A 12,619-nucleotide genomic window follows, 5' to 3' on the forward strand; every position below is an offset into this window, starting at 1 on the left:
GGGGATCAGCGGGGCTGGGCGATGAGCCCGAGCTCCGCGATCGAGGCGAGCGCCGGGTGCCTCGGCACCACGCGGACCCCGTAGCCGAAGGCGCCCGAGCGCTCCAGATGCAGGGTGCCGGAGAACAGGTAGCGCCCGTCCCCGAGGTCCTCGGCCAGCTCGAGCGTCGTGACCGCGGTGTCCGTGAGGTCGTCCCCGTCCCCGACGGCGCCGTGCACGCTCTGCACCAGGACCTCGTCCGGCGAGAGCCCGCCGAGACGCACGTAGGTGTTCACGCCGAAGGCGTCGCCGATGCGCGGCTCCTCGCCGATGCCCACCGAGTCCACGTGCTCCACGACGACGCCGGGCCAGGCCTGCTTGACGCGCGCGCCGAAGGCGGCGAGCTCGCGCGCGGCGGCGTGGCGGTCGGCGGACGCGGCGCGCCCCGAGCCGGCGGCCGGGACGTAGAGGCCGTTGACGTAGTCCTGCACCATGCGCGTGGCGGAGACCTTCGGCCCCAGGTCCGCGAGCGTGTGCTTGATCATCCGCACCCACTGGTGCGGCACGCCGTCGTACTCCGTCTCCGAGGGGCCGGCCGCGCCGGCCGAGACGGCCGGCTCCCGGCCGTAGAAGCGCGGGGCGACCTCGCGTTCGAGGAGCGAGTAGAGGGCGGAGGCCTCGATGTCGTCGCGCTCCTCGGGCGAGGCCCCGGCGGGTGCCGTCGGGATGGCCCAGCCGTTCTCGCCGTCGTACATCTCGTCCCACCAGCCGTCCAGGACCGAGAGGTTCAGGGCGCCGTTGATGGCGGCCTTCATGCCGGAGGTGCCGCAGGCCTCGAGCGGGCGCAGCGGGTTGTTGAGCCAGACGTCGCAGCCGGGGAACAGGGTCCGCGCCATGCGCATGTCGTAGTTGGGCAGGAAGACGATCCGGTGGCGGACCTCGGGATCGTCCGTGAAGCGGACCAGGTCCTGGATCATCTTCTTCCCGGCCTCGTCGGCAGGGTGGGACTTGCCGGCGACGACGAGCTGGATCGGGTGCTCGGGGTGCAGCAGCAGGGCCTTGAGCCGGTCCGGGTCGCGGAGCATGAGCGTGAGCCGCTTGTAGGTGGGCACGCGCCGTGCGAACCCGATCGTGAGGACGTCGGGGTCCAGGACCGAGCCGGTCCACGCGAGTTCGGCCTCCGAGGCGCCGCGCTTGCGCCACGAGGAGCGCAGGCGCCGCCGCACGTCCTCGATGAGCTGGATGCGCAGCTCGCGCCGCAGGCCCCACAGCTCGGCGTCGTCCACGTCCGCGGCCCGCGCCCACTCGCGCCCGGTCACGGCGTCCGCGCCGAAGCGCTCCCGCGCGAACTCGGTGATCTTCGGGTCGACCCACGTCGGCACGTGCACGCCATTGGTCACCGAGCCGATGGGGACGTCGTCGGCGTCGAAGCCGGACCACAGCCCGGAGAACATCCCGCGCGAGACGCGGCCGTGCAGCTTCGCCACGCCGTTGGCCCGCTGGGCCAGCCGGAGCCCCATGACGGCCATGTTGAACGTGGCGGGGTCCCCGCCGGCGTAGTTCTCGGCGCCGAGGCCGAGGATGTCCTCGAGCGGCACGCCCGGGGCCAGCCCGGCGCGCAGGAAGTGCGCCACCTGGAGGGCCTCGAAGCGGTCGATCCCGGCCGGGACCGGCGTGTGGGTCGTGAAGACGGTCGCGGAGCGGACGGAGGACAGGGCCTCGGGGAACGTCAGCCCCGTGTCCATGAGCTCCCGGATCCGCTCGACGCCCAGGAAGCCGGCGTGGCCCTCGTTGGTGTGGAAGACCTCGGGCGCGGGGGCGCCGGTGATCCGGGAGAAGGCGCGCAGGGCCTTGACGCCGCCCATGCCCAGCAGGAGCTCCTGCATGAGCCGGTGGTCGCCGCCGCCGCCGTACAGCCGGTCCGTGATGCCGCGGGCCGCGTCGTCGTTCCGCGCCGTGTTGGAGTCCAGGAGGAGCAGGGGGACGCGTCCGACGTCGGCGCGCCAGACCTGCGCGTGCAGCTGGCGTCCGTCGGGCAGGGGCAGGGTGACGATCGCGGGCGATCCGTCCTCTTCCCGCAGGAGCGTCAGGGGCAGGCCGTGCGGATCCAGGACGGGGTAGGTCTCCTGCTGCCACGCGTCGCGGGCCAGGGACTGCTTGAAGTAGCCGGCCTGGTAGAGCAGTCCGACGCCGACGATGGGCACGCCGAGGTCGCTCGCCGCCTTGAGGTGGTCGCCGGCGAGGATGCCGAGGCCACCGGAGTACTGGGGCAGCGCGGCGGTGATCCCGAACTCGGGGGAGAAGTAGGCGATGGCGGCCGGGGCGTCGTCGAGCCCCTGGTACCAGCGCGGCTCGGTGAGGTACTCCTGCAGTCCGGCGGCGAGCCCGGCCACCTCGGCCACGACGCGCTCGTCGGCGGCGAGGGCGTCGAGCCGCTGCCGGTCGAACGTCCCGAGCAGGGCGCCGGGATCCTCGTGGACGCGTTCCCACGCGTCGGGGTCCAGGCTCCGGAAGAGCCTGGCCGTGGGTTCGTGCCAGGACCAGCGGAGGTTGGCCGCGAGTGCGGCCAACCCGGCAATGGGCTCCGGCAGGACGGTGCGTACGGTAAAACGTCGAATCGCCTTCACACCCTGAACCGTAGCGCACGGGCATGCCCCGTGTATTTCATTCCCGTAAAACCGTGGAAAATGACCGGGGTCCTTGGCCAAGGCGGCGATAAGTCGCTAGCGTCTACCTCGTGAGCAAAGGACAGCAGGCCCTCTACGGCCGCATCCCCGTGACCCAGGTCCAGCCGGTCGTGGAAGGGGGACGCGTCCCTGCCAAGGCGATTCCCGGCGAGGACGTCCGCGTCACCGCCACGGCCTTCCGCGAGGGACACGACAGGCTCGGCGCGACGGCGGTGCTCTACGGTGCCGACGGCGGCGAGCTCCAACGCGTCCGGATGGCTCCGGGGGCTCCCGGCACTGACTCGTGGACGGCCTGGCTGCGCCCGCCGGCCGAGGGACTGTTCACCTTCGAGGTCGAGGCGTGGGACGACCCCTACGGCACGTGGCACCACGCGGCCACCGTGAAGATCGCGGCCGGCGTGGACACGGAGCTCATGCTCGCCGAGGGGGCCCGCTTGTTCAGCGGGGCCGCGGAGGACCCGGACCCGGCGTGGACGGCGGCCGACGTCGCCATCGTGCAGCGCGCGGCCGCGGCGCTTGCCGACGCGTCGGCGTCCGTCGAGGCGCGCCTGGCCGCGGGCGCTTCGGAGGAGCTCCTCGAGGTCCTGCGCCGGGCGCCGATCCGGCGTTTCGTGAGCTCGAGCGGCCGCTTCCCGATCGAGGCCGAGCGCGAGCGCGCCGGCCGCGGGGCCTGGTACGAGTTCTTCCCGCGCTCTGAAGGCGCGGTCTACGATCCGGTGACGGGCCGCTACGTCTCGGGAACGTTCCGCACGGCCGCCGACCGCCTGGACGCCGTCGCGGCGATGGGCTTCGACGTCGTCTACCTCCCCCCGATCCATCCGATCGGCCGCACGCACCGCAAGGGCCGCAACAACACGCTCACCGCGGGTCCGGAGGATCCGGGCTCGCCATGGGCGATCGGCGCCCCCGAGGGCGGGCACGACGCGATCCACCCGGACCTCGGCACCGCGGAGGACTTCGCGGCGTTCGTCGACAAGGCGACGTCGCTGGGGCTCGAGGTGGCCCTGGACCTGGCCCTGCAGGCCTCCCCCGACCACCCGTGGGTCGCGAAGCATCCCGAGTGGTTCACGACGCAGGCCGACGGGAGCATCGCGTACGCCGAGAACCCTCCGAAGAAGTACCAGGACATCTACCCGCTGAACTTCGACAACGATCCGCGCGGGCTCAGCCGCGAGGTCCTGCGCGTCGTGAAGCTGTGGATCAAGCGCGGCGTGCGGATCTTCCGCGTCGACAACCCGCACACCAAGCCGCTGTGGTTCTGGGAATGGCTCATCGCGAAAGTCAACAAGGCGCACCCGGGCACGGTGTTCCTCGCGGAGGCGTTCACGCGCCCGGCGATGATGCACGCCCTGGGCCGCGTCGGCTTCCAGCAGTCCTACTCCTACTTCACGTGGCGCAACACGAAGCCCGAGCTCGAGGAGTACTTCGGCGAGGTCTCGGCGGAGAGCCCGGCCTACTTCCGGCCCAACTTCTTCGTCAACACGCCGGACATCCTCACGGAGTACCTGCAGTTCGGCGGGCCGGCGGCGTTCAAGATCCGCGCGGTCCTCGCGGCCACGGCGAGCCCCCTCTGGGGCGTGTACGCGGGGTACGAGCTGTACGAGCACGTCGCCCGCCCGGGCGCGGAGGAGTACATCGACAACGAGAAGTTCGAGTACAAGCCCCGCGACTTCGCGGCCGCGGAGGCCCAGGGCCGCTCGCTCGCCCCGTACCTGCGCCGGCTCAACGAGATCCGGCGATCGCATCCGGCGCTCGGCGCCCTCGAGAACCTCGTGCTGCACTCGAGCACGGACGACGCGACGGTCGTCTATTCAAAGTCCCGTCCGCGCACGCCCGCCGGGGTGCTGTCCGCGGAGTACGACGCCGGGGCCGCGCCCCGGGGGACGGGCGGCGGCGAGGCGGTGGACACCGTGATCGTCGTGGTCAACACCGATCCGCACGGTGCCCGGGAGTCGACCGTGACGCTGGACCTGGAGGCGCTCGGCCTGCGTCCGGAGGACCTCGACGCGGAGGGCCGCTTCACGGTCGACGACCTGCTCACCGGCGAGAGTTGGCAGTGGGGCGCGCACAACTACGTCCGCCTCGACCCCCACCACGAACCCGCCCACGTGCTGCACCTCAGGAGGAACGCCTAGTGGTCAATCCGTACCAGCTCAGCGCCCCCGGCCTCTCCCACGACCCCCAATGGCACCGCAAGGCGGTGTTCTACGAGGTCCTGGTCCGGGCCTTCTCCGACGGCAACGGGGACGGCAGTGGCGACCTGGACGGGCTGATCGACAAGCTCGACTACCTGCAGTGGCTCGGTGTGGACTGCCTGTGGCTCCCGCCGTTCTTCAAGTCCCCGCTGCGGGACGGAGGATACGACATCTCCGACTACTACGACGTCCTGGACGAGTTCGGCACGATCGCGGACTTCCGCCGCCTGGTTTCCGAGGCGCACGCCCGCGGGCTGCGGATCATCATCGACCTGCCGATGAACCACACCTCGGACGAGCACCCGTGGTTCCAGGCCTCGCGCAGCGATCCGGACGGCGAGTACGGGGACTTCTACGTCTGGTCGGACACGGACGAGAAGTACCAGGACGCACGGATCATCTTCGTGGACACGGAGGAGTCCAACTGGACGTTCGATCCGGTGCGCCGGCAGTTCTTCTGGCACCGTTTCTTCCACCACCAGCCGGACCTGAACTTCGAGAACCCGAAGGTCCACCAGGCGATGTTCGACGTGGTCCGCTACTGGCTGGACCTCGGCGTCGACGGCTTCCGCGCGGACGCGATCCCGTACCTCTTCGAGGAGGAGGGGACCAATTGCGAGAACCTCCCGCCGACGCATGCGTTCCTGCGCGAGCTGCGCCGCCTCGTGGACGAGGAGTACCCGGGGCGCGTCATCATCGCCGAGGCAAACCAGCCCCCGCACGAGGTCGTGGAGTACTTCGGCTCGGCCGAGGAGCCGGAATGCCACATGTGCTTCCACTTCCCGATCATGCCCAAGCTCTTCTACGCGCTGCGCGACCAGCTCGCGGCGCCCATCATCGAGACCATGGAGGAGACCCCGGCGATCCCCGAGGGGACCCAGTGGGGCACGTTCCTGCGCAACCACGACGAGCTCACGCTCGAGATGGTGACGTCGGCGGAACGGGAGGCGATGCTCGGTTGGTACGCGCCCGACTCCCGCATGCGCGCGAACGTGGGCATCCGGCGTCGCCTGGCCCCCCTGCTGGACAACTCCCGGGCCGAACTGGAGCTGATCCACGCCCTCCTGCTGGCCCTGCCGGGCTCGCCGTTCCTCTACTACGGCGACGAGATCGGCATGGGCGACAACATCTGGCTCGAGGACCGCGACGCCTCCCGCACGCCGATGCAGTGGAATCCCGACCGCAATGCCGGATTCTCCACGGCGGACCCGGGCAAGCTGTACCTGCCCGTGGTCCAGTCGCTCGTCTTCAACTTCGCCAACGTCAACGTCGAGCAGCAGCTCGCCCACTCCGGCTCGATGCTGCATTGGCTGCGGCAGGTCCTCGGCGTGCGCCGCGGCCACCAGGTCTTCGGGCTCGGCGGCTACCGCAACGTGCCCGCGAGCGCGGAGAGCGTCCTGGCGTTCCTGCGCGAGCTGCCGCCCGAGCAGGCCGATCACGGCGAGGGCGAATCGGTCTTGTGCGTCTACAACCTCTCCCAGCATCCGGTGGCGACCACGTTGGACCTGCCGGACTACGCCGGACGCGGCCTGCGCGACGTCTTCGGCGGCACGGTGTTCCCGGCCATCGGGGCTGACGGTAGGCTCGTGATGACCCTGGGTTCGCAGGGCTTCTTCTGGCTCCGGCTGCGCTCCCCGCGCTCCGACGCCCAGTCGCCGGCGACCCAGTCGATGCCGTTGATCCGCCGGGAGGAGCCCGCACCATGACCGACGAGGACGCGCCGCTGCTGGACCTGCTTTCCGCGTGGCTGCGCGGCCAGCGCTGGTTCCCCGAGCGCGGCACGGGCTTCGCGCTCCGGCGCGTCGGAACGGTGCCGCTGCCCTCGCCGGCCGACGGGGTCGAGCTCGAATCCGTCCTCCTCGGCGTGTTTCCCTCCCCGGTGGCGTCTCCCGCCCCGGAGCGGGACGCTGCCGTCCCGGTCCCCGCGCCCGACGCGCCGGCGCCGCGGGCCAGCGCCGTCCCGTCCGCCGTCGTGCACGTCCCCCTGTCCTACCGCCGCGTGCCGCTCGGGGCCGCCGAGACGACGGCGGACGACGCCGGCGCCCCGCAGGCGCTGATCGGTGTCCTGCCCGCGCCCGGCCGCCGGGCCGCCGCGGCGTGGCACGTCTACGACGGCACGCACGACCCCGCGTTCGTCGCCGCCTGGCTCGAGCTCGTCCGCACCGGCGGGGCGGGCCCCGGATTCGCCGGTCACGCGGCCGCCGGCTTCGACGAGCGGGCGCCGTTCGATGGCGGGATCTCGGCGGGCGTGCTGCACGGCGAGCAGTCCAACACCTCCGTGGTCGTCGAATCCGTCGAGGGCGACGTCATCGCCAAGTTCTTCCGCCTGCCCGCCACCGGCACCAATCCCGACGTCGAACTCGGCTCGCTGCTCACCGACGGCGGGTCCTTCGACGTGCCCCTGACCTACGGCTCGCTGACCGCCGACTGGACGGGACCCGACGGCCCGGCCTCGGGCGCGCTCGGCGTCCTGCGGGAGTTCATCGGCGGCAGCCAGGACGCGTGGCGCACCGCGAGCGCGGCGGCGCTGGACGGGCTGGACTTCACGCCGCAGGCCGAGGAGATCGGCCGCACGACCGCCCGCCTGCACCGCGACCTGGCCCGTGTGGCCGGATCGGCGCCGGCCCCGGGGGCCGAAGGGGACGGCTTCGTGGACTCCCTGCGCCACCGCCTCCAGTGGGGCTGGCAGAAGGCAGGCGCCGCCGTCGGGCCCTTCGAGGGCGCGTTCAGGGCGGTCCTGGACGGGCTCGACGGCGCGGCCGCAATGCTCCCGCCGCTGCAGCGCATCCACGGCGACTACCACCTGGGCCAGGTCCTGCACGCCGAGGGGCGCGGCTGGGTGGTCCTCGACTTCGAGGGGGAGCCGCTGCGCACGGCCGGGGAGCGCACGGGCACCGACGTCCCGCTACGCGACGTCGTGGGCATGCTGCGCTCCTTCGACTACGCCGGCGCGATCGCGGCGCGGGCGCCCGGCGCCGCCGAGGACGCCGAGCGCGCCGCCCGGGAGTGGTCGGCGCGCGCCCGCAAGGCCTTCCTGACCGGCTACGAGGCCGAGTCGGGGACCGCGGTGGACACCGGATCGCCCCTGTTCCTAGGGCTCTGGCTGGACAAGGCCTTGTACGAAGTCGTTTACGAGCTGCAAAACCGGCCGTCGTGGGTATCCGTCCCGGCGTCCGCCGTCCAGGAGGTACTGTCCGTCATGAGCACACCCAACGAACCGTCCACACCCGCGGTCGCGCCGGCCTCCACGCCGGCCTCCGCGCCGGCGCAGCCGCTGCCGGTGGCCGGCGACGTGCTGGAGGCCGTGGCGCACGGCGCCTACCACGCGCCGCACGCCGTGCTCGGTGCGCACCTGGACGCCACCGGGCACCTCACGGTGAGGTCCCTGCGGCGCCTCGCGGAATCGGTCGCCGTCGTCACGGCCGACGGCGCGTTCCCCATGCGGCACGAGCACGGCGGGATCTGGGTGGCCGTTCTGCCGCCGAGCGGGCGCGAGGGGCACGTCCCGGACTACCGGATCGAGGTCGCCTACGCGGGCGGCGAACCGCAGACCGTCGACGATCCCTACCGCTACCTGCCGACCCTCGGCGAGGTGGACCTGCACCTGATCGGCGAGGGGCGCCACGAGAAGCTGTGGACCGCGCTCGGCGCCCACGTGCGCCGCTACCACTCCTCGCTCGGCGACAGCACCGGCACGAGCTTCGCCGTCTGGGCACCGAACGCCCGGGCCGCCCGCGTCAAGGGCGACTTCAACGCGTGGGACGGCTCCGTGCACGCCATGCGCTCGCTCGGCCACTCGGGTGTCTGGGAGCTGTTCATCCCCGGAGTCGCCGCGGGCGCGGTCTACAAGTTCGAGTTCCTCGGCCGCGACGGGCACTGGCGGGAGAAGGCCGACCCGCTGGCACGCCAGACGGAGGTCCCGCCGCTGACGGGTTCCGTCGTGACCGAGTCAAACTACGGATTCCAGGACGCGGACTGGATGGCGGCGCGGGCGGCGAAGGACCCGCACCAGGCGGCGATGAGCGTCTACGAGGTCCACTTGGGCTCGTGGCGTCCGGGGCTCGGGTACCGCGAGCTCGCGGAACAGCTCGTCGAGTACGTGTCCTGGCAGGGCTTCACGCACGTGGAGTTCATGCCCGTCGCCGAGCACCCGTTCGGCGGGTCCTGGGGCTACCAGGTCACGGGCTACTACGCGCCGACCTCCCGCTTCGGCTCCCCGGACGACTTCCGGTACCTCGTGGACAAACTGCATCAGGCGGGCATCGGCGTCATCCTGGACTGGGTGCCGGCGCACTTCCCGAAAGACGAGTGGGCGCTGGCGCGCTTCGACGGCGAGCCGCTCTACGAGCACGCCGATCCGCGCCGGGGCGAGCACCCCGACTGGGGGACGCTGATCTTCGACTTCGGCCGCAACGAGGTGCGCAACTTCCTGGTGGCCAACGCCCTGTACTGGCTCACGGAGTTCCACATCGACGGGCTGCGCGTCGATGCCGTCGCCTCGATGCTCTACCTCGATTATTCGCGCGAAGACGGCCAGTGGTACCCCAACGTCCACGGCGGGCGGGAGAACCTCGAGGCCATCGGCTTCCTGCAGGAGGCCACGGCGACCGCTTACCGGGTCTGTCCGGGGATCGTGATGGTCGCCGAGGAGTCCACGGCGTTCGACGGCGTGACCCGGCCGACGTCCTCCGGAGGGCTCGGCTTCGGCATCAAGTGGAACATGGGCTGGATGCACGATTCGCTCGAGTACATGGGCGAGGACCCGATCAACCGGGTGCACCACCACAACAAGCTCACCTTCTCGCTCGTGTACGCGTGGACCGAGAACTTCATGCTGCCGATCAGCCACGACGAGGTCGTCCACGGCAAGGGCTCGCTGCTGCGCCGTATGCCGGGGGACCGCTGGCGCCAGCTCGCCCAGGTCCGCGCCTACCTCGCGTTTCAGTGGGCCCACCCGGGCAAGCAGCTGATCTTCATGGGCACCGAGTTCGCCCAGGAGGCCGAGTGGAGCGAGCAGCACGGGCTCGACTGGTGGCTCGCCGACACCCACCAGCACCGGGGAGTCCAACTGCTCGTGCGCGGGCTCAACGCCGTCTATGCGGAGCGCCCGGCACTGTGGGAGAAGGACAACGATCCGTCGGGCTTTACGTGGATCGACTCCCACGACGGCGCCGGCAACACGGTGGCCTTCATCCGCTGGTCCGCCTCCGGCGAGCCGCTCGTGGCGGTCGCCAACTTCTCCGGCGAGCCCCGGCACGGTTACCGGCTGGGCCTGCCGTCCGCCGGTGAATGGGGCGAGGTGCTGAACACCGATGCCGAGGAGTACGGCGGCTCGGGCGTCGGCAATGCCGGCGCCGTCGTGGCGGTGCCGGAGCAGGAGAAGGGCCAACCCGCGCACGCGGTCGTCAGCCTGCCTCCGCTCGGTGTGGTCTACTTCACCAGGAACGCCGAGGCCGCCCAGGCCTAGCCGGGACGCCCACGTGGTGCCCGTGGCCCCGGAATCCCGCGGATTCCGGGGCCTTCTTGTGCGGCGGAAGCCCCGATTTGTCTTCCCGCCCGAAGTGCGCGTATAGTTTTATCTCGCGCCGGACGCCGGAGAGCAGCCCGAAAGGGCAGCGAGAACGGCCCGCGCACCACCTACCCGGACAGCAGCAGTGAGAGTCGATTTGACTCCCGGAAGCTGGAAGGGTAAGTTAGAAAAGTTGCTCCAGAGCGCAGCAGCCGGCCGGTTGGGTTGGTTGTGGAGGCTGGATGTGTCTGTTGTTTGAGAACTCAATAGTGTGCCATGTTTGTTGACACCGATTTTTGTATTGGTGAATGGCTTTTCTGGTGCCACCCCCGTGGTGCTGGGAGGGTTTTTTGCCGGGATTTTTTGACTTGGTGCAGCTGGGTCCGCATTTTCCTGTGGGTTTGGTTGTGTCTGTATTTTTTTACGGAGAGTTTGATCCTGGCTCAGGATGAACGCTGGCGGCGTGCTTAACACATGCAAGTCGAACGATGATGCCCAGCTTGCTGGGTGGATTAGTGGCGAACGGGTGAGTAACACGTGAGCAACCTGCCCCCGACTCTGGGATAAGCCTGGGAAACTGGGTCTAATACCGGATATGACCGGCCACCGCATGGTGTGTTGGTGGAAAGATTCATTGGTTGGGGATGGGCTCGCGGCCTATCAGCTTGTTGGTGGGGTAATGGCCTACCAAGGCGACGACGGGTAGCCGGCCTGAGAGGGTGACCGGCCACACTGGGACTGAGACACGGCCCAGACTCCTACGGGAGGCAGCAGTGGGGAATATTGCACAATGGGCGCAAGCCTGATGCAGCGACGCCGCGTGAGGGATGACGGCCTTCGGGTTGTAAACCTCTTTCAGTAGGGAAGAAGCGCAAGTGACGGTACCTGCAGAAGAAGCGCCGGCTAACTACGTGCCAGCAGCCGCGGTAATACGTAGGGCGCGAGCGTTATCCGGAATTATTGGGCGTAAAGAGCTCGTAGGCGGTTTGTCGCGTCTGCCGTGAAAGTCCGGGGCTCAACCCCGGATCTGCGGTGGGTACGGGCAGGCTAGAGTGCTGTAGGGGAGACTGGAATTCCTGGTGTAGCGGTGAAATGCGCAGATATCAGGAGGAACACCGATGGCGAAGGCAGGTCTCTGGGCAGTAACTGACGCTGAGGAGCGAAAGCATGGGGAGCGAACAGGATTAGATACCCTGGTAGTCCATGCCGTAAACGTTGGGCACTAGATGTGGGGGACATTCCACGTTTTCCGCGTCGTAGCTAACGCATTAAGTGCCCCGCCTGGGGAGTACGGCCGCAAGGCTAAAACTCAAAGGAATTGACGGGGGCCCGCACAAGCGGCGGAGCATGCGGATTAATTCGATGCAACGCGAAGAACCTTACCAAGGCTTGACATGGGCCGGACCGGGCTGGAAACAGTCCTTCCCCTTTGGGGCCGGTTCACAGGTGGTGCATGGTTGTCGTCAGCTCGTGTCGTGAGATGTTGGGTTAAGTCCCGCAACGAGCGCAACCCTCGTTCCATGTTGCCAGCGGGTTATGCCGGGGACTCATGGGAGACTGCCGGGGTCAACTCGGAGGAAGGTGGGGACGACGTCAAATCATCATGCCCCTTATGTCTTGGGCTTCACGCATGCTACAATGGCCGGTACAAAGGGTTGCGATACTGTGAGGTGGAGCTAATCCCAAAAAGCCGGTCTCAGTTCGGATTGGGGTCTGCAACTCGACCCCATGAAGTCGGAGTCGCTAGTAATCGCAGATCAGCAACGCTGCGGTGAATACGTTCCCGGGCCTTGTACACACCGCCCGTCAAGTCACGAAAGTTGGTAACACCCGAAGCCGGTGGCCCAACCCCTTGTGGGAGGGAGCCGTCGAAGGTGGGACCGGCGATTGGGACTAAGTCGTAACAAGGTAGCCGTACCGGAAGGTGCGGCTGGATCACCTCCTTTCTAAGGAGCAGCTAGCACTTATCCGCCGGGGATGCATGTCCTTTGGTGGTGGTGTTCAGTGTTTGCCCGTTGCCGCCACGGATGTTGGCGGGCGGGCGCTCATGGGTGGAATGTCGATGAATCGTGGCCTGGGATCTTGCTGGTCCCCTGTTCGTGAGTACGCCTGGTCCGTGCGCCCCCTTTTTGTGGGGTGTGTGGGTGGGGTGGGAAAGCGGTGGGGGGTTGGTGGTCCCGGGTCCATGGCACACTGTTGGGCCCTGAAGCAACAGGCGCCCTGCCTGAGCCGGTGTTCGTGCCGGGGGG

4 protein-coding genes and 1 rRNA gene are annotated in these 12,619 nt (G+C 69.4%); 4 read left to right on the forward strand and 1 reads right to left on the reverse strand.

The annotated features are described in order from the left end of the window. Positions 1-5 precede the first annotated feature (5 nt). Positions 6-2,606: an alpha-glucan family phosphorylase gene (gene glgP / locus ACQ3I4_RS11900; RefSeq protein ID WP_329862762.1), complete on the reverse strand. Its 2,601-nt coding sequence runs from the start codon at positions 2,604-2,606 to the stop codon at positions 6-8. A gap of 110 nt (positions 2,607-2,716) precedes the next feature. Between glgP and ACQ3I4_RS11905 the strand changes: the two genes are divergently transcribed. The 4 genes from ACQ3I4_RS11905 to ACQ3I4_RS11920 all read left to right on the forward strand — a co-directional run bounded on the left by ACQ3I4_RS11905 (position 2,717) and on the right by ACQ3I4_RS11920 (position 12,316). Beyond that, positions 2,717-4,801, forward strand: coding sequence for an alpha-1,4-glucan--maltose-1-phosphate maltosyltransferase (locus ACQ3I4_RS11905; protein WP_329862760.1), 2,085 nt, complete (start codon positions 2,717-2,719; stop codon positions 4,799-4,801). Further along, positions 4,801-6,567, forward strand: coding sequence for a maltose alpha-D-glucosyltransferase (gene treS, locus ACQ3I4_RS11910; protein ID WP_329862758.1), 1,767 nt, complete (start codon positions 4,801-4,803; stop codon positions 6,565-6,567). The genes ACQ3I4_RS11905 and treS overlap by 1 nt, the downstream gene beginning before the upstream one ends. Beyond that, the gene (glgB, locus tag ACQ3I4_RS11915) at positions 6,564-10,328 is read left to right on the forward strand and encodes a 1,4-alpha-glucan branching protein GlgB (RefSeq protein ID WP_329862755.1); all 3,765 of its coding nucleotides are present in this window, start codon (positions 6,564-6,566) and stop codon (positions 10,326-10,328) included. The genes treS and glgB overlap by 4 nt, the downstream gene beginning before the upstream one ends. A 462-nt stretch (positions 10,329-10,790) precedes the next feature. After that, positions 10,791-12,316, forward strand: a 16S ribosomal RNA gene (locus tag ACQ3I4_RS11920). The last annotated feature ends 303 nt before the right edge of the window (positions 12,317-12,619 follow it).

This window comes from Zafaria sp. Z1313, from assembly GCF_050563205.1.
Classification (GTDB): Bacteria; Actinomycetota; Actinomycetes; order Actinomycetales; family Micrococcaceae; genus JAZDCJ01.